The sequence below is a fragment of the Mesonia algae genome, assembly GCF_003253545.1.
GTDB lineage: Bacteria > Bacteroidota > Bacteroidia > Flavobacteriales > Flavobacteriaceae > Mesonia > Mesonia algae.
Genome location: NZ_QKYV01000002.1, coordinates 80,627 through 106,820, shown reverse-complemented (window position 1 = coordinate 106,820; position 26,194 = coordinate 80,627). Strand labels below are relative to the sequence as shown.

At 31.9% G+C, this 26,194-nt stretch carries 19 protein-coding genes and 1 tRNA gene; 8 read left to right on the top strand and 12 right to left on the bottom strand.

The window, feature by feature from the left end; all coding sequences use genetic code 11:
* Positions 1-4 precede the first annotated feature (4 nt).
* On the bottom strand, positions 5-5,074 hold the full coding sequence (locus LX95_RS03665) for a translocation/assembly module TamB domain-containing protein (protein WP_146240733.1): 5,070 nt from the start codon (positions 5,072-5,074) through the stop codon (positions 5-7).
* Between the two features lie 221 nt (positions 5,075-5,295).
* Between LX95_RS03665 and LX95_RS03660 the strand changes: the two genes are divergently transcribed.
* Positions 5,296-8,895: a metallophosphoesterase family protein gene (locus LX95_RS03660; RefSeq protein ID WP_111540087.1), complete on the top strand. Its 3,600-nt coding sequence runs from the start codon at positions 5,296-5,298 to the stop codon at positions 8,893-8,895.
* A gap of 53 nt (positions 8,896-8,948) precedes the next feature.
* Here the strand turns inward: LX95_RS03660 and LX95_RS03655 are convergent, their stop codons facing one another.
* Both LX95_RS03655 and acnA read right to left on the bottom strand, forming a co-directional pair.
* A complete protein-coding gene (locus LX95_RS03655; RefSeq protein ID WP_111540086.1) occupies positions 8,949-10,073 on the bottom strand; it encodes a PepSY-associated TM helix domain-containing protein in 1,125 nt (374 codons plus the stop codon).
* Positions 10,074-10,356: 283 nt separating this feature from the next.
* A complete protein-coding gene (gene acnA / locus LX95_RS03650) occupies positions 10,357-13,143 on the bottom strand; it encodes an aconitate hydratase AcnA (RefSeq protein ID WP_111540085.1) in 2,787 nt (928 codons plus the stop codon).
* Between the two features lie 120 nt (positions 13,144-13,263).
* On the opposite strand from acnA, the gene LX95_RS03645 reads away from it, so the two are divergent.
* Complete coding sequence (locus tag LX95_RS03645) at positions 13,264-13,776, top strand: NADPH-dependent FMN reductase (RefSeq protein WP_111540084.1); 513 nt, start codon at positions 13,264-13,266, stop codon at positions 13,774-13,776.
* Positions 13,777-13,852: 76 nt separating this feature from the next.
* Here LX95_RS03645 and LX95_RS03640 read toward each other — a convergent pair whose 3' ends face one another.
* The 3 genes from LX95_RS03640 to LX95_RS03630 form a co-directional block, all read right to left on the bottom strand.
* Positions 13,853-15,235 carry an NAD-dependent succinate-semialdehyde dehydrogenase gene (locus LX95_RS03640; protein WP_111540083.1) on the bottom strand — a complete coding sequence of 461 codons (1,383 nt, stop codon included), beginning with the start codon at positions 15,233-15,235 and terminating at the stop codon, positions 13,853-13,855.
* Between the two features lie 224 nt (positions 15,236-15,459).
* Positions 15,460-15,533 (bottom strand) — tRNA-Arg (locus LX95_RS03635).
* Positions 15,534-15,653: 120 nt separating this feature from the next.
* Positions 15,654-17,006: an NAD-dependent succinate-semialdehyde dehydrogenase gene (locus tag LX95_RS03630; protein ID WP_111540082.1), complete on the bottom strand. Its 1,353-nt coding sequence runs from the start codon at positions 17,004-17,006 to the stop codon at positions 15,654-15,656.
* Positions 17,007-17,171: 165 nt separating this feature from the next.
* Here LX95_RS03630 and LX95_RS03625 point away from each other — a divergent pair, with 165 nt between their 5' ends.
* The 3 genes from LX95_RS03625 to LX95_RS03615 are packed head-to-tail and all read left to right on the top strand — an operon-like array spanning position 17,172 to position 19,203.
* Positions 17,172-17,582, top strand: coding sequence for a glyoxalase (locus LX95_RS03625; protein WP_111540081.1), 411 nt, complete (start codon positions 17,172-17,174; stop codon positions 17,580-17,582).
* Between the two features lie 3 nt (positions 17,583-17,585).
* Positions 17,586-18,668, top strand: coding sequence for a magnesium/cobalt transporter CorA (gene corA, locus LX95_RS03620; protein WP_111540080.1), 1,083 nt, complete (start codon positions 17,586-17,588; stop codon positions 18,666-18,668).
* Positions 18,669-18,681: 13 nt separating this feature from the next.
* Entirely contained in the window at positions 18,682-19,203 is a 522-nt protein-coding gene (locus LX95_RS03615) for a DUF3124 domain-containing protein (RefSeq protein ID WP_111540079.1), read from the top strand.
* Positions 19,204-19,235: 32 nt separating this feature from the next.
* Here LX95_RS03615 and LX95_RS03610 read toward each other — a convergent pair whose 3' ends face one another.
* On the bottom strand, positions 19,236-19,925 hold the full coding sequence (locus LX95_RS03610) for a TVP38/TMEM64 family protein (RefSeq protein WP_111540078.1): 690 nt from the start codon (positions 19,923-19,925) through the stop codon (positions 19,236-19,238).
* Positions 19,926-19,967: 42 nt separating this feature from the next.
* Positions 19,968-20,753, bottom strand: a complete 786-nt coding sequence (locus LX95_RS03605) for a tRNA pseudouridine synthase A (RefSeq protein WP_111540077.1) — start codon at positions 20,751-20,753, stop codon at positions 19,968-19,970.
* A gap of 148 nt (positions 20,754-20,901) precedes the next feature.
* On the opposite strand from LX95_RS03605, the gene epsC reads away from it, so the two are divergent.
* The 3 genes from epsC (at position 20,902) to LX95_RS03590 (ending at position 23,222) form a co-directional block, all read left to right on the top strand.
* Positions 20,902-21,690 carry a serine O-acetyltransferase EpsC gene (gene epsC, locus LX95_RS03600; protein WP_111540076.1) on the top strand — a complete coding sequence of 263 codons (789 nt, stop codon included), beginning with the start codon at positions 20,902-20,904 and terminating at the stop codon, positions 21,688-21,690.
* On the top strand, positions 21,680-22,567 hold the full coding sequence (gene cysM, locus LX95_RS03595) for a cysteine synthase CysM (RefSeq protein WP_211307640.1): 888 nt from the start codon (positions 21,680-21,682) through the stop codon (positions 22,565-22,567). Before epsC ends, cysM begins: the two co-directional genes overlap by 11 nt.
* A 115-nt stretch (positions 22,568-22,682) precedes the next feature.
* Positions 22,683-23,222 (top strand): hypothetical protein, encoded by a 540-nt coding sequence (locus tag LX95_RS03590; protein WP_111540074.1) that lies wholly within the window; start codon positions 22,683-22,685, stop codon positions 23,220-23,222.
* Between the two features lies 1 nt (position 23,223).
* Here LX95_RS03590 and LX95_RS03585 read toward each other — a convergent pair whose 3' ends face one another.
* The 4 genes from LX95_RS03585 to hisIE form a co-directional block, all read right to left on the bottom strand.
* Complete coding sequence (locus tag LX95_RS03585; protein ID WP_111540073.1) at positions 23,224-23,901, bottom strand: DUF2461 domain-containing protein; 678 nt, start codon at positions 23,899-23,901, stop codon at positions 23,224-23,226.
* Positions 23,902-24,105: 204 nt separating this feature from the next.
* Positions 24,106-24,387 carry a GIY-YIG nuclease family protein gene (locus tag LX95_RS03580; RefSeq protein WP_111540072.1) on the bottom strand — a complete coding sequence of 94 codons (282 nt, stop codon included), beginning with the start codon at positions 24,385-24,387 and terminating at the stop codon, positions 24,106-24,108.
* 300 nt (positions 24,388-24,687) lie between these two features.
* The gene (locus LX95_RS03575) at positions 24,688-25,332 is read right to left on the bottom strand and encodes a thiamine diphosphokinase (protein WP_111540071.1); all 645 of its coding nucleotides are present in this window, start codon (positions 25,330-25,332) and stop codon (positions 24,688-24,690) included.
* Positions 25,332-25,928, bottom strand: coding sequence for a bifunctional phosphoribosyl-AMP cyclohydrolase/phosphoribosyl-ATP diphosphatase HisIE (gene hisIE / locus LX95_RS03570; protein WP_111540070.1), 597 nt, complete (start codon positions 25,926-25,928; stop codon positions 25,332-25,334). Before hisIE ends, LX95_RS03575 begins: the two co-directional genes overlap by 1 nt.
* Positions 25,929-26,194: the final 266 nt, after the last annotated feature.

Below are 26,194 nucleotides of genomic sequence, written 5' to 3'. Positions count from 1 at the left end.
CTCATTAGTTTTCTTCTTCTTTTATCGCTTCCGCGGAAGTGGAGTTATTCTCTTCCTTTTCGGGAGAAGGATTTTCACCTTCTTCATTTTGAGATTTCTCTTCTTCTATTTGCTGAATTTCTTTCTCAAATAATTCGCTAAACTTATTGAATTCTCTCGTGAAAATTAGAGCAATTCCACTTACAAATACCTGACCGTCAATAATGTTTTCATATTCACTTTTTCTAAATCCGCGTAAGCGCCATATTCCATCTTCGGTTAATAAATATTCTATACTCACATTCCCTATAACAGGGTTATTTTCTCCTGGTCTCGCTTCTCCTTGAACGCCAACTTCACTCCCTGCGGTGACCACTAACCGGTCGTTTAATAATTTTTTGCTGGCACTTATATTTAAATCGGTTCTACTTTCTGGAGAAGATCCTTGATAATCGGTATAGCTATTAAGTCCAAAATTAAGTTCGATTCCTGTATCGCCAGTAAGTTTATCTGAAAACACATTTAGTTGATCTGAAAGCGCTTGGTTGAGGTTATCACGTGCTACAACAGCTGCTCCTCCCTCACTTCCATCGGTTCCCGATTGAGGAAAAAATCTATTTAAAACCAGTAAAGAAAAAACTTGCTTGTTAAGTTCATCTTCTTGTTGGTTAAGTTGAGAGATTCTTCCGTAAACGGCACCACCAATGGCTCCTCGCTCATCTTCAGGCATATCTAAACTAAAATCTAAAACTGGCTGATTTAATTCTCCTTTGATATTTAAATAAACGAAAAACGGAAGTCGCTGTTTAAATCTATTTTGAGAAGAAGCTGATTCTCCCGAGGTTTGACTTGCCATAAGAGCCGAAGCAGAGGTTTTCACATCATAAATAGCTTTTACATCCAAATCTGCATTCATAGGATCTCCTTGCCAAGTCACCGAACTTTCTGGTGCAATATCAAACTTTCTTTTTACCAAATTATAAAGGCTCATTTCATAATGACCGTCACTAATTTCATATCTTCCAGTTAACGATGTTCTTCCATTTCTATCAATATCAAAAAATAAATTTCCTTCGCCTACTACTTGTAAATTATCTCCTGTTCTCTCATTTAAAACAATATTAAAAGTAGCTTCAGGCTCAATGATTAGCTCTGTATTGAGTTCTATACCTGTAATTACAGCAGAGGTTTCTTTTTCATCATTTCGGGTTAAAATAGCATCGGGGTTTTCTTTATTTACAAACACCACTACTCCATCTCTCTCTACTACATCTACTTGCGTTTCTGGTAAAACATACGTAGCATTAGTATTTTCATTTACAATAAGTTTTGCTTCAATTTTAGGAAAACTTAATTTTCCTCCTACGGTTGCATCTACATCAAAAACTACTTTTCCATAATATAACTCGTTATCTTCTTTGGTAGAATTAAGAGCTTCAAAATCGTTTGCTTTTATGCTTAAGTTAAAGGTTGGATCTGTAATTTCTTTAGTAAGGACTTCTCCACTTACCTTAAATTTATTGTTTTGTGAGTCAGCAATAGAAAACTGATTAAAATAAACTCCTTGATTATCTACTTTAACTTTATCGTCACTTAATCTAAATTTAGAATTGAGTTTACTTACCAAAAATGCGGCTTCATTAAAATTAATTTCGCCTTTATAATTTAAATCAGTTATAGGTCCATCTAATTCAAAATTAGCGGCTATACTTCCTTCAGACTCCTGTAGCTCTTCATTTGAAAAACCTTCTATAATAGACAACGCCAACTTATTTAAATCTACATTTAAATTGAGTTGCGGACCTGTTTCTTCTGCTAAATAATCTCCATTTATATTTAAGTCAACATTTTGTCCGTTAAGGTCTAATTTAAAATCGTACTTTTTATTATTAATAGATTTAGCTTTAAGTTGCAATTCTCCTAACGGAACTTCTATAGCTTTAAAATCTGTAATATTCATATCGGCAACCATTCCCCAGTCTGCCAACGGGTTGATAATTTTAAAATCTCCATTTACGATACCCGAAGCCAAATATTCATCGGGATTAAAATAACTCATAAACGTAGAAAGCTTAAAGTTTTTTAACGCTACGCCAATATGATTTTTTGCTTCTCCTAAATCATCACTTAACTTAATTTCTTGACTATTTCTAGAAAGTACAAAGTCATTAAACGTAATTGCTTCTTTTGAAAAGGAAATTTGATTAGAATTTGGAATTTCCCAAGGGTTTCTATTCAATATTAAATCTGATGGGTTGATCCTAAAATTGAGCTCCTCATCATTTCCCGTAATTTCTGATTGAATACGAAAAAGCTTCTCGTCATTTGCAAAAGAATTAAAATCTAAGTAAAGTGTATCTTGGGTTAAGCTCCCATCAAAATAGGTTTTATTAATGGCAAGAGGTCCTGCTTCTAAATTGCCGAATCCTATATTAAATTTCGCTTCTTTACTGTTAGAGTTTATATTAATGTGTAAACTATCTAGTCTATTTTCTTGATAAACCAAACTTGGTAAAGAAACTCTAGCTTTTAAATCTTCTTCTTTTTCATTAAAATCTACCTTAAAATAAACGGTATCCATTTGTTGAATTCCGTCAAGGAAAACATCGGTAATAATAGGCGATTCAGTAATGGTAGTTTCCATTTTGAGATTTACAAAATGAGAAATACTATCCTTTTCAATGTGGTCTTTAAAATAATGATTGGCGTGATGCTGCAAGGCGGTTATAATCTGCGCCGGACTTGCATTAGAATTTAATTGGGTTTTTAAGAAAGTACCATCAATATTTAAAGCGGTGCTGTCTTTTGTCACTTGAGAATTGATAGCAATATCCCCCAAATAATAAGGCTTATCTTCATATACTGCCACACCCTCAGTAATATTTACTTGTGTAGTAAAATCCTCAGCATTTCCTTTAAAATGACCATCTACATAAACTTTTGCTTTAATATCTTTTTTAGTGAATCCCAAAGCATACAAATCTATTCCTTCTAGTTCGGCTTTAAAATCCAATTCTGGTGCAACAGAGTCTAAAACTACTTGAGAATCTAATTTTAGATTTACACTTTTATCTTTAAAACCCAAATTTACATTCCCCGTACCGTTCACAATTTCCCCAGAAAGTTTTACCGCAGATAAATCGTACTCATTATAAGTAAGTTGAGTAAAACGAGAGTCTAAAGTAGCGTCTAAAGAATTGATATCTTTACCGCTTCCTGAAGTTTCTAACACCAATGAAACCTCTCCCAATTCTGGCATTTGTAAGATTTTTCCTAAATCTAGATCGATAGTTTCTACCTGTGTATCAAAAGCAATCTGGTTGTCGTTTCTAAACGATCCGCTTATTTTAATTTTTCCTTCAGGAATAGTCATTTGCGCTTTCGCGGAAAGTCGATCTAGACGTCCTTTTAGATTTCCGTTAATGTTTAATGTTTTTGGAAGACTAATTCCCAACTCTTTCTCTGAAGTGAATACTAAAATATCTTCCTTAACGGAATTGATTTCAAATTGCTGAATATCGAAAGTGAGGTTATTTGTATCTAAAACATTTTTTAAATTTCCGTTTGCAACTACCGAAGTTTTACCGCCCCAATTAACTTGTGTATTCTTTAACTGAAGGTTAGCTAAAGTACCGTTAGCATTAATTTTTCCATAGAATTTTTTAGAAGCTACCTTTTTAAATTCTGTATTTTTTCGTAATTCTGGGACAAAATAATATGCTTCTTGAGCATTTACATTAAAATTAGGAACTGAAACCTGAAAACTTCCTTTATTTGGATTTTCTATAAAACTTTCTAAGGATGCAAAACTTGTAGTTAAACTTCCGTTTAAATTACTTTTTGGGGTTACTGCATTCAAATTATTGACTTGCAAAGCTTGCGGACTTAAAGAGATTTGCGTAGAAAATTCTTGTAATTCAAAACCTCCTATTTCTTTAAAGGTAAGCTGATCTAAATTTACAACGGCGGTTTCTTCTTTAGAAAGTGCTAATTTATTGGCTAATAAAGTAAAGTTACTCAGTTCAAAAGCTAGGGGATTAAACTCTCCGGAAGTAACTTTTTCTTCCGCTTGACGGAAAGCAATCGTATTATCTTTAATATCTACCGCATTAATTTTTACGTCCCATTTTGGCCAGAAAGTAGATTCTGCAACAGTCTCATTCTCTATATTTTCTTGTGGTTTGCCTGTATTTAATTCTACAAGAGAATTGTGTAATTTTAAGTTATTAACTTCAACTTGTTGGTTTTGAAGGTTAATAAGGGGAACTTCGGCAAAAAAATCTTGAATTGTCACATTTGCTTTCAACTCATCTGGTTGAGAATCGTAAACAGCATTTACGTTTTTTATTTCTATTTCTCCTACCGCAAGTATAGGCAAAGGAATAGTATCTTGAGATTCGCTTACCAAAGGTTTGGTTTGCTTGTAATTAACAGTCGTATTACTAAGATTAATGTATTTTAATTCATAAATACTTTTATCTAAATCTAATTTTTTTCCTTCGGTTTCTAGGTTGTTTAATTTTAAATCTAAAAACGTACCTGCAACTTCATCTTGATAATTCAATTTTATCTTTTGTAAAGCTACAGTACCTAACGAAAAGGTATAAGGTTTCCCAGGATTATTAGTTTTTGGAGTTGTAGCTTGAGTAGTATCTGTAGCAAAGGCATCAATTATAAACTGATAGTTAAATCCATTCAGGCTATCTTTTTGAACAATATTTGCGGTTAACTCTTCTATTTCTACATCATCAATATTAATCTCGTTATTTTTATAAATACTCCATAAAGGAATATCTGCTTCTAGCGATTTGGTATATAATAAAGTGTCGCCTTTTTTATCTTCTAAGTAAAGTTCTTCAATAGAAATATCACCAGAGAAAGTAATAAAAAGCTTATCTATGTTTACTTTTGTCTCTGTTTTGTTGGATATGTATTGTGTTACCTTATTTACAATAATATCCTGCCCCCATGGGCTTCTTACAAATAGTAATAATAGAATAATTATAGTAAGTAAAGTGAGGAAAGACTTAGCGGTAATTCGCAAGACTTTCTTTAGCACAGATGTATTCTTATTATCTTTTTTGGGTTTATTCACTCGAATATCTTATTAATCTTCAAATTTATTCAGCAAAAGCGTAATAAAGGGGTTTTACTCTGTTTAAATTAAGTTAAAGTTTAACCTACAGGTAAGTAGATATATTAATTTAATACACTTAAAGAAAACTTGTTGAAATGTTATAATGAGTTAAAAAAAATTACATCTTAAATATTTTCATGAATTTTAGCTCACTAAACAAAAGACCATAATCATAAACTATGCGAAATTACTTTACTCAAATCAAAGAAAATCCTAAATTTTTATTGATTTTTTCTAGTATTTTATTCTTCTTTACTTTTAGTGCATTTGCACAGGAAAAGGATCAAGAAGTTTCTAAAACTATCTATTTCACTGCTAATACAGGCTTGGAAAAAGAATCAAAAACCGATGAAATCCTTAGCGAAATTGTAAAATCTTCTCAACAGGATAAAGATGCAGCTATCGTAGTGATAGGAAATATTACTAGAAAGGATGGATATCCTAAAAATAAAAAAGATAGAAAGAAAGAAGAAGACTTTTTAACCAACAGTCTTTTAAATCCTCTTAAAAATTTTAACGGAAATGTAATCTTTACACCAGGAAAAAATGAATGGAATAAAGGCGGACATAAAAACATAGACGATTTAGAGTCTTTTTTACAAGACAATAGCAAGTCTGAGTTTTGGCCCAATGATGGTTGTCCCATCGAACGTGAATCTTTAAGTGATGAGGTAGAACTGGTAATGATAGATTCTCAATGGTATATAGAAAATTGGGATGATTATCCTTATTTAAACAACAAATGTGAACTCAAAACCAGAGAGCAGTTTTTTGCACAATTTAAAGACGAGTTAAAAGATGAGCAAAATAAAACAATAATTGTTGCAATTCACCACCCTGTTTTAAGTGCTAATAGAAAAGGATTTTTTGGTAGAATGGGTGGTTTTTCTAATCAGGCATATTATAATACTCAAATGCAAGAGTTAGTAGGAAGATTAGAGAGTTTGGCTAGCCAGTTTGAAGATGTAATTTTTGTTTCAGGTGCCCATAAAAACCTTCAATATTTAGTAGATGATGGAATCCCACAAATTATTAGTGGTGCTTCAGGAAAAATTGAAAAAACAAGACCAGAAGAAGATAAAGGATATTTCGCAAGTAATAAAAATGGGTTTGCTAAATTAATAGCATATAAAGACGGTAATTCTCTTGTAGAAATGTATGAAGTCCAAGACGGTAAATCTACTTTAGTTTATACCAAAGAAATTACTAGAAAAAAAGGAAAATTAGAAGACTTCGATTATCATACTAAAGACGAATTTGGATCTACTTATAAAGCTTCAATTTATACAGAAGAGGAAACCGATAAGTCTAATTTTCACGAATGGGCTTGGGGAGATCATTACCGAGATGTTTATAGTAAAAAAATTGAAGCTCCTGTATTATTTATAGATACTTTACCTAACAATATGAAAGCTTCTAGAGCTGGAGGAGGAAACCAATCTAGAACTTTAAGAATAGCTAATGACGAAGGGCGTGAATATAACATTAGAGAATTACGCAAAAGTGCAGTAAGATTTATTCAGTCTACTATACAAGACCATTATGTGGTAGATTATATGAGAAATACCTTAGCAGAAGATATCGTTTTAGATTTTTACACAACTGCACATCCTTACGCTCCCTTTGCTGTAAATGGATTATCAAAGAATTTAAATATTTATCATGCAAATCCTAAAGTCGTTTACGTTCCTAAACAAAAAGCATTAGGTAGATTTAACGAATCATATGGAGATAAGTTATATATGCTAGAAGAGCACGTAGGAGATGAAAACAAAGATTTTGAAACCTTTGGAAACTCAGATGATATCATTAGCACTTCAGACATGCTTTTGGAAATTCAAGATAACAAAGACGCTAGAATTGATGAAGATGAGTATATCAAAGCTCGTATTTTTGATATGTTAATTGGAGATTGGGATAGACACCAAGACCAATGGAGATGGTCTAAGTTCGAAGAAGATGGTAAAGATATATATAAACCTATACCAAGAGATCGTGATCAAGCGTTTCCTAAGTATGACGGGCCTATTATTTCTCTATTAAAAATTGGTGTCCCAGCCTTAAGAGTAATGCAAAATTATGAACCTACAATTAAAAACACAAAATGGTTCAACTTGGCGGGATATCCTTTAGATAAAAACTTCATTAATACCTCAAGCTGGGAAGACTGGAAAAAGCAGGCGCTATATATTCAAAATAATTTAAGTGATGAAGATATAGATAACGCTTTCGCGGAATTACCTAAAGATACGCAAGATGAAACTATTGATCAAATTAAGAAAACTCTTAAATTAAGAAGAGAAAATATCGTAGATATTACTAAAGATTATTTCACATATTTTAAAAAGTTTGAAACGGTAATAGGAACAAATGAAGACAATAAGTTTCTTATTACAAGAAAAGATAACGGTATTACAAAAATTGAAATTGAAGAAGATAATGAAGTTATTTTCTCTAATGAATATGACGCAAAAGAGACCAAAGAAATTTGGGTATATGGATTAGATGGAGATGACGAATTCAAAGTTGAAGGAGACGGAAATAACCCCATAAAATTGAAAATATTAGGTGGAGAAGAAAATGATATCTATGATTTTGATAGAAAAGCTAAAACTAAAGTTTACGATTACAAATCAAAAAATAACACCTTTAAAAATGTAGGATCAAAAAGATTAACCGACTCTTATGAAATTAATAATTACGACCCTACCAGAAAAAAGTATTCGAGTAATGTGGTATTACCTAGCTTAGGATTTGATCCAGATGCTGGTTTTAAAGTAGGTTTATCAAATACTTTTACTACCTACGGTTTAGCTAGAAATCCATTTAGTACACAACATACATTAAGTGCTAATTATTTTTCTGCAACTCAAGGTTTTGAATTTAACTATTACGGAGAGTTCGCACATATTTTCTACAATTGGAATTTAGGGTTAGATGCTAAATATACAAGCGCTAACTACGCTATAAACTTTTTTGGAGTAGGAAATGGAACAAGTTATGATAACGATATTGATAAAGATTTTAACCGAGTACCTATCAAACAATGGCATGTTGCTCCGTCTTTAATTTATAGAAAAAACTCAACTATGAAAGCTTATTTTAAGCCAAGTATAGAGTCTTACGAAGTAGATAATTCATTTAATGATTTTGTAAGTAATTTTTACGATGAAAATAACGACATCTTCGAAAAGCAAATGTACGCAGGAGCAGAAGTTGGATTTAATTTCAACAACAAAGGAAGCCTTATTGGTTACCCAAGAAGAGGAATGGAACTAGACTTAAAGGCAGGTTACAAATCGAGTATAAACGAAGATTATGATAACCAATTTACCTATTTAAACCCAACAGTTTCATTTGTATATCCTATTCACGAAAGTGGAGCAGCAACCATAGCAACACGTGCGAGTGCCGATTTTATATTAGGTGATTTGGGTGAAGATTATGAATTTTATCACGCTGCAAGTGTAGGAGGAAATGAAAGCTTACGCGGATTTAGAAACGATCGATTTTTAGGAGAGACATCTTTCTTTCACAGTACAGATTTACGTGTAGGGATTACCAAGTTTAGAACCAATTTTGTTCCTATTAGATTAGGAGTAACTGGAGGTTTTGATTATGGTAGAGTTTGGGTTGAAGGAGAAGACTCCAATAAAATACATACCAGTTATGGTGGTTCAGTATTCCTTAACGGATTTAATGCATTTACCGCTAATGTTGGTTATTATTTAAGTGATGAAGATAATAGGCTTATTTTTACATTAGGATTTAGATTCTAATCTATAGATATAAAAAAAGCTTCAGGTTTTACCTGAAGCTTTTTTTATATCTATTAAGATTTCTTTTTTTTCTTCTTTAATTTATTCAACCAAATAATAGTTCCGGTAACGGGCAAACTTGTAGCGATTAAACAAGTTATAAAATAAATTATTTTAGAGAAAGAACCATAAATTTCTCCCGTATGTAAGGGTTTAATTACAGATGCTAATTGCACATTTAAAGGCTTTTCATTGAAGATCTCTTTATGCAGAACTTTTCCATCTCTGTCTAAAATTAGTTGATCTGAAGTTACTGGAGAAAAATTGTTTGAATTGTACTTTCGAATCTCTATTATATCATTTGAGGTAGCAGGAAATGTAATTCTTAACTTTCCAGAATAATTTAATTCTTGTGAAGAAATTTCTATTAGTTCTTCTACACTTTTCTCATTTTTTGGTATAGATGATTTAAATTTTGGTCCTCCTCCTCTATCAAAAATCTTTGCTTCTATTACATCACTTGCACCTTCTCTATACCAATCAAAAGACCAGTTTAAACCTGTTAAAGCCATAATTATTATAAAAATACAGGCATAAAATCCTAAAGTATTATGTAAATCATGATTAATACGCTTCCAGTTGGCTGAAAATTTAATTTTAAACCCAGGTTTAAAGTTCTTCCATTTATATTTTTTTGGAAACCATAAAATAATTCCAGTAACCGAAAGGACTAAAAATATAATGGTGGCAATACCAACTATAGGTCTTCCCACTGGAACATCCAATAATAACCAACGATGCATTTTAAACATCGTAGAGAAAAACTCGTCTAAACTTGTTTTTTTAGGCAGTAGGGTTTCGCTGGTATATGGATTGACTAGAAAAGTGGTACCGCGGCGATCTTCTGGTGAAGTTTTGATATTAAACTCATAAAGCGCATCTTTTTCTACTGGGATGGTTAAACGTTTTACTTCTCCGTTTACACTTAATTTCTGACTTAATTGTGTGATAGATTGCACTTCACTTTCAGCAGGGTTTATGGTAAGCTTTTCTTTAAATACGTCTTTGATTTCGTTTTCAAAAACCAGTAAAGTTCCGCTAAGGCAAACTAAAAAAAGTATAATTCCACTTCCTACTCCCAACCATAAATGAACATCATTTATAAATTTTTTAAAAGTATATTTTTTCTTCTTTATCATACCTATCCTATTTAAAGCTGTAAGAAATCACGCTAAATTTTATTTGTTTCTGAAGTTTTATAGCCTGCAAAAATATTATAGTATTCATAACAAACAACTATTATTTAGATTAATTTTAAATAATTATTAAAGTACATTTTATATCTAGCTAATTCCCTAAAAGGTATTCTTAATGTAATGTTCTTTTATTTTTTCTTAACGGATTTAAAATTATAATCAAAAAAAGAGCAAGCTTTAAAAGCTTGCTCTTTTATAAAATTAAGTGACAAAATCTTTATCGGGTTTATTCTTCTAGAAACTGTCTTAAAACGTATTGAAGTATTCCTCCGTGTTTTACATATTCAATTTCTATTTGAGAATCTAACCGGGTAATTACTTTAAATTGAGTTTCTTCACCATTTGTATTTCTTGCGATAACACTCAACTCTTTTCCTGGCGTTAAGCCATCTTCAATCCCTACAATATCAAAAGTTTCTTCTCCGCTTAATCCTAAGGATTTAGCATTTTCATTTTCTTTAAACTCTAAAGGTAGAACCCCCAAACCTACTAAGTTAGATCGATGAATTCTTTCATATGATGCTGCAATGACAGCTTTTACTCCGAGTAAATCGGTTCCTTTCGCAGCCCAATCTCGAGAAGAACCAGAACCATATTCTGTTCCTGCTAAAACAACCAAAGGAGTTTTACTTTCTTGATATTTCATAGCAGCATCATAAACGGTCATTTCTTTGTCCTCAGGATAATAATGCGTATAACCTCCTTGTCTACTAGCTATTTCATTATTTATTCGCACGTTAGCAAAAGTTCCGCGCATCATCACTTCATGATTTCCTCTACGTGAACCGTAAGAGTTAAACATTCCTTTTTCCACTCCTTTAGATTTTAAATATTTCCCAGCGGGACTGTCTTCCGCGAAAGCGCCAGCAGGTGAAATATGATCTGTAGTAACCGAATCTCCCAACTTCATAAGAACCCTTGCATTTTTAATGTTTTGCATAGCTTCAGGGTTTTCACTTATGTCTTTAAAAAAAGGAATTTCTTTAATGTACGTAGAATCTTCTTTCCATTGATAATCCAAACTTTTAGGTGCTTCTAATTTTTTCCACTGTTCTTCCCCGTCAAAAATTACTTTATATTCGTGTTCATAATCTTCTTTACTGGTAGCAGATTCTATCGCTTCTTGGATTTCGCCTTGTGTCGGCCAAATATCTTTGAGAAAAACATCTTGCCCATTCGCATCGGTTGCCAAGGGTTCTTCCATTAAATTAATATCTACCCTACCAGCAATAGCATAAGCCACCACCAACATTGGAGAAGCTAAAAAGTTCATTTGAATTTTAGGATGAATACGAGCTTCAAAGTTTCTATTTCCGCTTAAGACGGAAGATACTACCAAGTCACTTTTATCAATTGCTTTTTCAATATGGGTTGGTAGAGGCCCCGAATTTCCTATACAGGTGGTACAACCATACCCTACCACATGAAATCTCAAGGCTTCTAAATCTTTTAAAAGTCCTGCCCTTTTTAAGTAGTTTGTTACTACTTTAGAACCTGGTGCTAACGATGTTTTCACCCAAGGTTTTACATCTATTCCTTTTTCTATAGCTTTGCGAGCTACCAAACCTGCTCCTAACATTACCGATGGATTTGAGGTGTTGGTACACGATGTAATGGCAGCTACTACAATTGAACCATCACTTAATAAATATTCTTCATTTTCTCGCTTAATGCGAACTGATTGTAACTCATTTCGTTCTACTTCTACCTCAACATCTTCCTCCTTTTGTTGTCCTTTTGCACCTTCTTCATCTTGATGTAACTCTGTTCCGCTACCTCCCTCATCGTACCATAATTCTCTTTTCTCTCGTGGTAAATAATCTCTGCCGTGAACTTCACTAAGTAAATTGCTAAATTGATCTTTAAGTTTTTTAACTAATATTTTATCTTGCGGACGTTTTGGTCCAGATACTGAAGGCTCTAAACTTGATAAATCTACCATCAATACATCTGAATACTCAATATTTTCTTTTCCAGTTCGCCAAAGCAAGTTTTCTTTACAGTAAGTTTCAACCAACTCTAATTGCTCTTCATCTCTATTGGTTTTTTCCATATAGCGAATGGTTTGATCATCTATAGGAAAATAAGTTACCGTGCAACCAAATTCTGGAGACATATTAGAAATTGTAGCTCTATCAGGAACCGAAAGGTGATCTAAACCATCTCCAAAAACTTCAACAAAATCTCCCACTACTCCATAAGATCGTAACTTATTAGTAATTTCTAAAACCATATCGGTAGCTGTAATTCCTTCTGGCAGTTTACCTGTCAACTCCAAACCAATCACTTTTGGGGTGGTAAAGTAAATAGGCTGACCTAAAAGTGCAGCTTCTGCTTCTATTCCTCCAACTCCCCAACCAACAACACCTATACCATTTACCATAGGAGTGTGAGAATCTGTTCCTACCAAACTATCGGGAAATGCCCACCCATCTCTTTCTACCACTCCTTTTGCCAAGTATTCTAAGTTTACTTGGTGACAAATTCCCATTCCTGGAGGGACAACCGTGAAATTTTCAAAAGCATTTTGAGCCCACTTTAATACTTCGTAACGTTCTTTGTTTCTTTTATATTCGTATTCAACATTTTTCTTATAAGCATAGTCCGTACCGAAGAAATCTACTTGAACCGAATGGTCTATCACTAAATCTACAGGTACTTTAGGATTAATCTTAGAACCATCTTTACCTTTACGGATAGCTTCAGACCTTATGGCTGCAATATCTACGACTGCCGGAACTCCTGTAAAGTCTTGCATTAAAACGCGAGCCGGCTTATATGGTACTGCGTTTTCACTTCCTTTTGGATTCCAGTTAATAAGATTTTTGATATGATCATCATCTACTAAAAAGCCATCATAATTCCGTAAAGCATTTTCTAATAGAATTTTTATGGAAAAGGGAAGTTTTTCAATCTTGGGAAATTCTTTACTAAGCTTTTCAAGACTGATGAAGTTTAGCTCTCCTTTAGAAGTTTTTAATTGTTTTTTTAAGTTTTGGATGGTTTCTTTCATAGCAATGTTTAAATTTAATCGGTTTGAAGCAGTCTTTGAAGTTGACTTTTAAATTTACAAATTATTAAATTCAACAGATTGAGCATTAAGCCTTTTTTAACTTCATATAGAATATAAGTCATGAAAATTTTAGGGATTTCGGGGTCAGCAAGTTTACAGAGTAGTAATTTTTATTTACTGAAAGCTATACAAAATGAAATCAATGAAAAACATTCAATGAAAATAATAGAGAATTTGTCTGAGTTTCCCTTATTTACACCTCAACGTTTGGAGAATGGTATACCAAAATCTGTTCTTAATTTTAAAAAAGAGCTTATACATAATGATGCTATAATTCTTAGTACCCCTGAATATACTCACAATATACCAGCTGTTTTAAAAAATATGATAGAATGGTGCACGCATTCAGGAGAATTTGAAAGTAAAAAAATAATTGCGATGACATTTACACCGTATGAACCACGTGGAAAATTTGCGATGCAATCTCTACTTAGTTCTTTAAAGGCTATGAAAGCGAACATTATTACTCAGTTTCCTCTTTATCGAACCGATGTTACTTTTTCAAATAGAGAAATTTCCTTTACGGAAGAATCTAAAACGTTAATTAAAGAAGCGGTAGAGCTATTAGAATAAAAAAGCTACATAAATTAATATGTAGCTTTTTTTAAATATTATTTAAAGGTTTATATTTAATTTCCCTTTAAATAATTTATGAATTTAAGCTCATCATTGCTTTTGCATTCACAAATTCTTTCATTCCAAAACCTCCATGCTCTCTTCCATAACCCGAATCTTTTACTCCGCCGAAAGGCATATTGGGTTGTGCTAAACCAAAAGAGTTAATAAACACCATACCAGTATCAAAATGATTTTTAGCAAGTTCAAATGCTCGAGATTCATCTTTTGTAAAGATTCCACCGCCTAACCCAAATCTACTATCGTTAGCTACTTTGAAAGCTTCTTCTTCGTCTTTCACTTTAATTAAAGAAGCTACTGGACCAAATAATTCATCATCATAAGCTGGTTGTCCTGAAGCAACATTTTCTAAAACAGTAGCTGGATAATAATATCCTTTTTGGTCTGGAATTTCTCCTCCACATAAAACTTTAGCTCCGTTTTCCACACTTTTCTCTACTTGATCGTGAAGTTTTTCTCTTAAATCTTTGCGAGCCATAGGACCGATTTTTGAATCTTTATCGTTTGGATCTCCTGCTTTAATAGACTTCATTTTCTCTACATAGGCGTCCCTAAACTCTTCGTAAACTTCTTCTACAATAACAAAACGTTTTGCTGCTACACAAGTCTCACCATTGTTGTAAATTCTTCCATTTACACAGGCTTTAACCGCTGTTTCGATATCGGCATCTTTTAAGACAACATATGCGTCATTAGATCCTAATTCTAAGACTGTTTTCTTCAATTCTGCTCCTGCTTTTTCTCCAATAACTTTTCCTGCATCTGGACTTCCTGTTAAAGTAACTCCTCTAACCCTTTTATTTTTTATAACATTATCTGAAGCATCGTGGTCAATTACGAGGACTTTAAAAAGGTTCTTAGGTAATCCTGCTTCTGCAAATACTTTCTCCAATAATAACCCTGTTCCAGTTACATTAGCCGCATGTTTTAATAAAACTCCGTTACCCGCCATAAGGTTAGCGATTGCGTAACGCACTACTTGGTAAACGGGAAAGTTCCAAGGTTGAATTCCGTAAATAACGCCAATAGGCGAATAAGTGATTACTCCCTTTCCTCCATTGGGAAGTTCTTTTTCTTCATCTTTGAGATTTTCAGGACCGTTTTCTGCAGTCCAATCACAAATTTGGGCGCAAAGATCTACTTCTTGCTTACTTTGCTTGAGAAGTTTCCCCATTTCATTGGTCATTAACTGAGTCAACTCCTCTTTGTGGTTTTTTAGTGATTCTCCTACTTTCTTGATATATGAAGCTCTTTCTTCTGGTAATTTCTTTTTCCATTCTAAAAAGGCTTCATGACAACTTTCAATAGCATCCTCCATTTCTTTTGAGGACATATACTCGTAAGTTTCTAATACCTCTTCGGTTGCTGGATTGGTAGTCTTAAATAAATTTGACATAGTTTTTTTATTTTAAAGATAGAAAGAACATTAGCGCTTTTTCCTAATAAAATGTTATTAAACAATTCTTTAAGAGTTCATCATTATAGATAAAAAAATGTGCACTTTCCGAAAATCAGAAAAATTTAAAACTCATTAAGATGATTATGTAGCTTTAAAATAAGAAAGAGTAGTTTTTAAACTAAAAAACCCCTTGAAAATCAAGGGGTTTTAAGTTTAATAAGTGATCGCACCAGGATTCGAACCTGGGACCGCCTGCTTAGAAGGCAGGTGCTCTATCCAGCTGAGCTATGCGACCCTTATGCCCTAAGGCGGTGCAAATATATTAATAGTTTTAAAAAAATCAAGCTTTTGAATGTGTTAATTTTAATAAATATTTGTTTTTAATTTTAACCTACTAATAATCAGTTAGAAATACTTATTTAATATAAACAGTTTTTTTATTTATAAATTCATGAATTCCGAAAGAAGACAATTCTCGACCAAAACCTGACTCTTTTGTTCCGCCGAAAGGCAAACGAGGATCGCTTTTTACTAATTCATTAATAAATACAGCTCCGTCTTCAATTTGCGGTATCATTGCTTTAGCACGTTCTAGATCTTCCGTAAAGATAGATACTCCTAACCCGAATTTAGAACGATTCACTAAATCTAACGCTTCCATATCTGTTTTAAAAGAAGTTACTGCCATGACTGGGCCAAAAGTTTCTTCTTCAAAAATAGGAGATTTTTTATTTACATTAATAACGACTGTAGGCTCAAAATATGCTTTGTTTCGCTTCCCTCCTAGTATCACTTTGGCTCCTTTATCTATAGAAGATTTTAATTGCTCTTCTAGTTCTTTAGCCAATTCTTCTGTCGCCATTACACCAATATAGGTATCCTCTTCTTCTGGGTTTCCGCTTTTAAGTTCTCTTACCTCGGTTATAAAACTCTCTATAAACTTTAGGTAAATTGATTCGTGAATTAATAATCTCTTACCTGCAATGCAACTTTGACCTGTGTTTTGAAATCTTGCTTGTACACAAGCTTTTATAGTTTTATCAATATCGGCATCTTCAAATACCACTAATGCATTACTACCTCCTAATTCTAATACAGATTTTTTTATTTCTTCTGCAGCAATAGAAGCAACCGAACTTCCTGCAGGTTTACTACCAGTAAGAGTAACTGCTTTTACCCTTTTATTTCTAATTACATCTTCAACTTTACTACTTTTAATAATTAAGTTTTGAAAGCAACCTTCAGGAAAACCTGCATTTTTAAATGCTTGTTGTATGTTTTCTGCACTACGCATAACATTACTAGAATGTTTGAGTAAACAAACATTTCCTGCCATTAATGAAGGTACAGCAAATCTAAAAACTTGCCAAAAAGGGTAATTCCAAGGCATTACTGCAAATATTACCCCTAGTGGATCAAACCTTACATAAGATTTTGATGCATCAGTTTTTATTTCTTGTGACTGTAATTGAGATTCTGCATTGTTTGCGTAATATTCACACAACCAAGCACATTTTTCTATTTCGGCGATTGCCTGGGTTATGGGTTTACCCATTTCTCGAGTGATAGCTAATGCATAATCCTTTTTATTTTGCTTTAATTCTTTAGCTAACTGAAGCATTAAAGTTTTTTTTCTCTCAAAATTGGTTCTACTCCAAGTTTGAAAAGTTTTATCAGCTAATTTTACTTTTTTATTAACGCTACTCTTTGAATCTTGTTTAAATTTTTCAATGATTTCGTTAGTATATGGATTGATAGACTTAATCATAATTTAATATATTCTTTGCCTATAAAATTAAGAATAGTGTCATAGATGGCTATTTTATTAAGACTACTTTAACTATTCATTTTGTGGACAAATAGTGAATAACCTATTAGGAATTTAACATATGGGAAGAGTTTGATTTGTAATTTTAATAAAAATCGATTAATTATGAGTCAGCGAGATTTAGGTTTATTAGAGGTAAGGCCTGTTATTGAAGGTATTCAACGACATAACAGTGTTTCATTTGATGAGAGTTTTCAAAACAAAACTTTGCGTCCTGTGATTAAATTACAGCATTATTTAATTATTGAGGTTTTTAAAAATTATATTAGAAAACATAAAAATGTTTTTTATCAAATATCTTTAGAAAAAAGAATAACTTATATAGAAAACGCTATTCAAAAAGATATTAAATTTAGAAACAGTTTGAAAGGTATTATCATTGGTCAATTTACGATTGAAGAATATGAATTGTACACTCAAAACTCTTCAGCATTAAACAAACGCATGATGAACTTAGTAAAAAAACGAGTGATAGATAGTATTCAGTTATTAGAGCCTACGTCTTCTGTTGCATAAATTATGAGAAGAAAAAAGAAAAAGAATAAACCGGTAAAGGTTAAAAACACATCTGTTAATCAAGTTCCCGGACAGGTTATCTATGTAGGTAGTAAAGAAAATACGTCAACTTCTTTAGAGATTATTGATTATAATAAAGAGAAACATGAGGTTAAACATACCAATAATATTAATGAAGTTTTTCAATATAGAGATTCGGAAGATATTACGTGGGTAAATGTCAATGGTCTTAATGCTACTGAAGAAATTGAACAACTTGGAAAGTTTTATGGATTACATCCTTTAATTCTAGAAGATATAGTAAATACACAACAGCGTCCTAAAATTGATGAGTATGATACATATATTTTTATGGTTCTTAAAATGATGTATTATGCTGAAGATGGTGAATTGATTAAAGAACATATGAGTATTGTTCTAGGAGAAAAGTATGTACTCACTTTTCAAGAGGCAGATGGAGATGTATTTGATGGTGTTCGAGATCGTATAAAAAATGCAAAAGGGAGAATTAGAAATTCTGGACCAGATTACCTCACTTACACCTTTATAGATGCTATAATTGATAATTATTTTATCATTATTGAAACCATGGGTGATAAAATTGAAGAATTAGAAGATAGCCTTTTTCTTGATGATCCTGAAGAAACTATAACTCAAGATATCCAAGATTTAAAAAAAGAAATTATACGTATTAGACGCGCTATATATCCGTTAAGGGAAGTAATAAATCGTTTAGAAAAAGGAGAGCATCCATTAATCCAAGAGAAAACGAACCATTATTTAAGAGATTTATACGATCATATTATTCAGGTTTCTGAAAATATTGAGATCTATCGCGAAATGACTTGGGGCTTAATGGATATGTATATGACCACTATAAGTAATAAAATGAACGAAGTGATGAAGGTGCTTACAATTATGGCAAGTATTTTTATTCCGTTAACTTTTATGGCTGGAATTTATGGGATGAATTTTGAATATATTCCAGAGCTTCAGTTAAAATATGGTTATTTTTACCTGTGGGCCGCTATGTTAATCGTTTTCTTTGGGCTACTTTGGTATTTTAAAAGAAAAAAATGGCTTTAACTAATATTCATTTATGAAAAATAGTGCAATTGCTTTATGTTATATAGGAGTCATATTCCTTTTTTTTTCTTGCAAACAAGAACAAAATGAAAGTGAAGTAAGATCTTTTGAGTGGCAAGAAAGAATTAGTAGCCAACCTCTCACAGATTCTTTAATGAATACTGGAATTACTTATCTGTCTCTATACTCTCAAATTTACAGTCTATCTGAACATAAAAAAAATAATCTTACGGCTACGGTTAGTATGAGGAATACGAGTTTAAAAGATACTCTTTTTATAAGTAAAGCAGATCATTACTCTACGGAAGGAAAAATGGTAAGTTCTTATATAAATAAAACAGTGTATTTAAAACCAATGGAAACTATCGAGATTGTAATTAATGAAAAAGAAGATTTAGGAGGCACAGGAGGTAATTTTATTTTTGAATGGTCTATTCCTAGCACTTCTCCCGAGCCTTTGTTTGAGGGCGTTATGATTTCGACTACAAGTCAGCAAGGCTTATCGTTTACCACACAGGGACAAAAAATTCAATAAACCTAGGGAAATTGAAGGTTGAAAAAAGTTGGTTATCCTTTTCTTTTTTTATGATCTATGAATACGAAAATTCCATAAAATACAATTCCAGCTCCACCAATCCAATAAAGACCTGTTTTTAAAGTTTCAATATCACTAGCAAAAAAGGCAATAGCTGTAGCTAGTGGCACAATACCAATCATGGTTGCTGTAATAAATTTTATATAATTCATTTTTAGCCCACCTGCTAATACGCTAATGGCGTCATTAGATAAAAAAGGAGAAACTCTAAATAAAACAATACTCAAAAACCCATAGTGAGAAACCCAATAATTAAGTTTATCAAAAGTTTTATCACTTATAAATTTATGTAATGCATTCTCACTAAGGCTAATACCTAAAGAATAACCTATTGTAGAGGCTAGAAAAACTCCCGTAGAAGAAATTAAAATAGAAGAAAAGGTTCCATATACTAAAGCAGCAGCTATCATTGGTAACCAAGAAGGTATAACCACTAGGAACATTTGTAAAATTATGATAAGAATAATCGCTGCAATACCCCAAGCACCAAAACTTTTTATTACAGATGAAATCTCCTGTTGATTACCTGACATTAATGCATTCCAAAGCTCTTTCATTGAGTCTTGAAAAGGTGGATAGATAAAAAATAAACCAACTAACACTAAAACAATAGCAAGCGTAAAATAAAGAGAACCGTATTTAGCAATTTTAGTAGCTTTCAAACGTAGATAAATTTAGGATTTATAAAAAAATTGATTACAAAGTTAGTCATCTAAATCTACTTTATTCAATATCAAGCCCGATGGTTGTGCTATATGTTCTAACTTAATTTTATTTTCCGCATTTAGCGTAGATTGTATAAATTCTAAAGTAACTAGACCTCTACCTAAATCAAATAATGTACCCATCATTAAACGTATTTGATGACGTTTAAAGCCTTTTCCTCTCACTTTTAACACATAACTTTTCTTCGGAAAAAAATTAGCCGTGTAAATATCATTTTCTACAATTTCACACTCATCTATCTTACCTTGTGTTTGCGTTTCTGGTTTTGGTTTGTATGCATAAGACCAAAAATCATGTTCTCCTTCAAAAAGCTTTGCTCCCTTTTTCATTAATTCAATATTCAAATCTTCTTTCATAAACACCATAAATGGAGCACAAAAGGGATGAAACTTTTCTGCAAACGCAAAAAAATACAAATACTCTTTTTGTTTAGGATGGTTTATAATATTAAAATCTTTAGTGGTTTCTGTTACTGCTAAAGCTCTTATATCTGGTGGTAGATTTTGATTTAATAATGGAAAAAATCCCTCAATATTCAACGGTTCATTATCTACAAACAACTCCACATAAGTCTGATTTACAGAAACTTTAGCATCTGTTCTTCCTGCAGCAATAAGTTTAAATTTTTTGCGCTCTAAAACATAAGAGATGGTTCTTTCTACCATTCTTTCTACTGTATTTACATCGGGTTGTTTTTGCCAACCGTGGTAACGAAAACCTAAATATTGAAGTTTAATAAGGTAGTAAAACCTAATTCTTTGCATATCTTTTATCTTAAAAATAAATACTTATTGGAAAATGTCAATATAAAATCAATTTTTCGTCTAAGCTAACTCATTAATGCATTTATTTCTTTATAATAAGGATTAACAAGATCAATATTCATAATTTAGTTTTTGTAATCAGTAATATATGAACAAAGAAGAAGTCATTCAACAAATAGAGAATCAGAAGAAGGTACCGCATTTAAAATTCCGACTTAAAACTTCTACTGAAAGTTTTACCAATAAATTATTTCACACGCTTTTTGATGCTGAAATTCCCGTTGCAAAAAATTTAGAAGAGTTAGAAAAAGATTTTGAAACGCTAGTAGATTTAGCTTGTTGGGATCTTGAGAAACCTTGTTTTAAACTCTGGGACAATTATCTAGCTAAATTACCCGAGTTGTTATGTAAATTAAACAAAGATGCAGAAGCTATTTTTACTAACGACCCTGCTTCTAATTCTATAGAAGAGGTTTACTTAAGTTATCCTGGTTTTTTTGCTGTAGCTATCTATCGTTTTGCTCACGAGTTTCATGAAGCTGGTTTTCCGTTAGTCCCAAGAATGATGACAGAATATGCTCATCGTTTAACGGGTGTAGATATTCATCCTGGAGCAACTATAGGTACATCATTTTTTATAGACCACGCGACAGGTATCGTGATTGGTGAAACTGCCGAAATTAAAAATAACGTAAAAATTTATCAAGGAGTAACTTTAGGCGCATTATATGTAGAAAAGAATTTAAAAAACACGAAAAGACATCCTACAGTAGAAAATAATGTGACTATTTATGCAAATGCAACCATATTAGGAGGAAAGACTATTGTCGGAAAAAACAGCATTATTGGTGGAAATGTATGGATTACTTCTTCTATTCCTGAAAATTCTTTAGTCACGCACAGTCCTGAAATTAAAATTAGACAAAATTATGAGTAGTATATTAGATTTAATAGGAAACACTCCTTTAGCGGAAGCACAAAACTTAGTGAAAAATAAAAATGTAAAGTTATTTTTTAAGTTGGAAGGAAATAATCCTGGCGGAAGTGTAAAAGACCGTCCTGCTTATAATATGATTAAAAGTGCTTTAGAGCGTGGCGATATTAACGAAGACTCGAAACTTATTGAAGCCACTAGTGGTAATACAGGTATTGCACTGGCACTTATTGCAAAACTTTTTAATCTAAATATAGAGTTAGTCATGCCAGAAAATTCTACCAAAGAGCGTATACAAACTATGCGTGCTTATGGTGCAAAAGTGACTTTAACTTCTAGTGAAACTGGAATTATGGGTTCTCGTGATTATGCTGAAAATAAAGTGAAAAATGAAGGCTATGTAGGTTTAAATCAATTTGCAAATAATGACAATTGGAAAGCGCATTACAAAACCACCGGACCAGAAATTTGGAGAGATACTAACCAAAAAATAACTCATTTTGTCTCCTCTATGGGTACTACAGGTACTATTATGGGGACTTCTACTTATTTAAAAGAACAAAACGAAGCTATTCAAATTATTGGCGTACAACCTACAGATAATTCTAAGATTCCTGGAATTAGAAAATGGCCAACAGAATATTTACCTAAAATTTTTAATCCTAAAAAAGTAGATCAAGTAATTGAAATTAGTGAAAAGGAAGCTAGAGCAATGACCAAACGCTTAGCAAAAGAAGAAGGGATTTTTGCAGGTATGAGTAGCGGCGGTGCAGCAGCAGCAGCATTAAAACTTATAGATACTATGGAAGAAGGTGTGGTAGTATCTATTGTTTGTGATCGTGGAGACCGTTATCTTTCTTCTAATTTGTTTGAAGAATAGTTTTTGATTTAAAAGTCTATTTTTGTGAATTCGGAAATAATGATATGATGGACATCTTATTATTTCCGAATTTTATATTTACAAGCCATCATTTTTAATTAGCATCCCTCTTCTAATGAAATATTTCAAATCACTAGTCTTTTGTTTTTTAGTTATTCCAGCATATACCATATCTGCTCAAATTCATCAACTTAAAGAAATTTCTTTGTTCGAAGATAAACTGCAAATTAAAGTCCCAGTTGGTTTTGAAGTAATGTCTGAAGAACTCCTCAAAATAAAATATCCCTTATCTAGAAGACCAACATTGGCATATTCTAATGAAAAAGGAAATATAAATGTAGCATTTAATTTAACACCAAGCCCTGCTAACCAAGAGCTTATTGAAACATATAAAAATACATTTGTTAAGACTTTCAAATCATTTTATCCTTCTTCAGAATGGAAAGATCAAGGTATAAGAAATATAAACGGACAAAATGTAGGTTATTTAGAACTAATTACTCCAGCAGCTGACACCAATATTTATAATTTAATTTTCTTTACCAATTTAAACGATAAACTATTACTTTGTACTTTTAATTGTTCTGAAGAAATTTTATCAGAATGGAAAAGTACCGCAGCAGAAATCATGAATTCTTTAAACGTAAAGAAATAGATTAATCAATTAAAGAAACTCCGTTTAAATCTGTAGTTAAAACACTACTCATATAATTAAAAAATGGTTTTATTGCTTTAAAATGATCATTAACGGTACTAGCAAACTTCGGCTCCAGTACCTCCTTATCGTTAAACTTTTTAGTAAATGTCCATTGTTTTAAATTCAATAAATCAATATCTGGATGCGATTTATCAAAACCTTTAGGTGCTGTTTTTAAACGCTCCCCTTCTACTTTACCCCAAAACTTTTTTAATTCTTTTTGCTGAAGAATTTCTTTTATCTCTTCTGCATCCGTTTCTACCTCTTTTCTAATTCGGTATAAATCTTCTTTAGCCGGATTCCAAAAACCTACAGCAATAAAAGACTTATTATCTGGCTGAATATGTACGTAATACCCACCTCTTAATTCTGGTTTTTTACGAGTAAAACTAGCGCCAAAATTAGTTTTATATGGAGTTTTATCTTTAGAAAAACGAACATCTCTATAAATTCTAAAAGCTTTTGTTTTTTCAATTTGATCATGCTGATTTAGTTGAAATTCAATTTCTTTATAGAATTCTTTCATTTCTGCTTCAATAGATTTGAATTTGGGTTTATGCTCATCAAACCAGTCTCTATTGTTATTATTTTGCAGCTGAAGTAGAAATGGGAGTGCTTCTTGGGGTATAGATTTCATAACAAGTGTTTTTCTTCAAAGTTATAAAACTTATTCTTCTTTTGAATTATCGTCACCCCAAACTTGATTTGGGATCACATACAAGTTTGCAGACAATCACTTTTATTATTTTGATGCGATGCTGAATCAAGTTCAGCATGACTAAAGAATTAATTTTGCCTTCTACATATCGTCATCCCAGACTTGATCTGGGATCTCATTCGGTTAGGTTAGTTCAATTGTTTTTAATTCAGGGTTTAGTTTTTTAACCAAATCAATTTTCCAATTCTTTTTCCAACTTTTCAGTTGTTTCTCTCTTTTTATCGCTTCTTGAATGTCTAAAAATTCTTCGAAATAAATTAAATACTTCAAGTTATATTTTGCAGTAAATAAAGAAGCTTTACCTAATTGGTGCTCTGTTATTCGTTTGCTTAAATTAGATGTAACACCAATATAGAGTGTAGTTCTATATTCATTAGTCATTATATAAACATAGGAAGTTTTCATTATAAATTATTTTCTGTGAAGAAATATCAAAATGAAATTAATCAAAATTAACTACAATAAAAAAAGCCAAAAGTCATCCCTAACTTGATTTAGGGATCACATACAGGTTTGCAGACAATCACTTTTATTATTTTGATGTGATGCTGAATCAAGTTCAGCATGACGATGAGAATTTACTTTGTATTTGAATTATCGTCATCCCAAACTTGATTTGGGATCTCATCATACTTCTTCATTTTTTGTATTGAAATTACTCAGCGGTATGGGATGCTGAATCAAATACCCTATGACGATGAGAATTTACTTTGATTGATCTTGAACAAAAAGTAACAAATTACCTTCTTCAAAACTTACCGTGGCAGTATTTTCTATAATAGTATTACGAGTGCCTATTTTGGTAGTTATACTTAAATCTTCATTAGATAATGGATATTTTACACCAGTAGAAGTAACGTTATTTGTTTCTGGAAATGGATAAAGAGAAAATATTTCTGTTTTAAATCCTTCTAAAAGTGTATGTTTTTCAGCAAAAAAATAAAATCCGTAATCATCAAAACACCTAATATTAATCTCCGCTTTATGTTTTAACATCGAGGTTAAATTCCCTAGAAAGTGGTCTTGTTCTAATCCGCTACAACCAAATACAGAAACACTATTAAAACCATCTTGAATAATGATTCTCAGTGCTTTTTCAAAATCTGTAGCATTTTGATCTGGCGTTTCAATAATTTTTATTTCAGAAGAAATTTCAGTAATTGCAATAGAATCAAAATCACCAGAGACTACATCTGGCTGAATACCTTTAGCTTTTAAACTTTTATAAGCACCGTCAGTACAGTATATTTTTTGAAAGTGAGTTAATTGCGGAATTTTTTCAGGAAATTGTCCGTTGATAAATAAAACTACCTCACTTTCAAACCTATAATTGTTACGATGTATATTCATTAATGTCTATTTTGTAAAACCTTTACAATATCGTTTAATTCATAGCCTTTTGCTTTTAATAAAATTAAATAATGAAATAATAAATCTGCTGACTCATTTAAGAACAGGTTTTCATTATCATCTTTTGCTTCAATAACTACTTCTACTGCCTCTTCCCCTACTTTTTGCGCAATTTTATTCATCCCTTTAGCAAAAAGTGAAGCTACATAACTATCGTCTGGCGTAGATTGATTTTTACGGTTTTCAATAATTTGTTCTAATTCTGAAATAAACCCATAGTCTTGTTTATTTTTCTCTTGCCAACAAGTATCATCTCCTTTATGACAAACAGGACCTACTGGGTTTACGTGTATTAAAAGCGTATCATTATCACAATCTAATTTGATGTCTACTAATTGTAAAAAGTTTCCACTTTCTTCCCCTTTGGTCCATAAACGTTTTTTAGTTCTACTATAAAAAGTTACTTTTTTAGATTCGTTAGTTTTTAAAAATGCTTCTTCATTCATATACCCCAACATCAAAACTTTTAAGGTTTTAGCGTCTTGAATCACCGCAGGCACAAGTCCGTCATTGTTTTTATTAAAATCTATATTCATTGTTTTGTAATTTATGCAACCTCATGACTTTGCTTGAGGTAGTAATTTATTATTTGTTCATTATCCTGAAGTTGTTTCAGAATCTTATTAGTATCTCTGTGATGCTTTATTAATGCGTGATATACCGAAGTAAATTCAGTACAGCAATCGTAATACTTAACTTTTTTCTCTCTCAATGCGATGCTGAAATAAATTCAGCATGACGTAACCTTATATTTTTGTCATCTTAATGTGATATTGAATCCTGTTGAGTATGACACATCCTA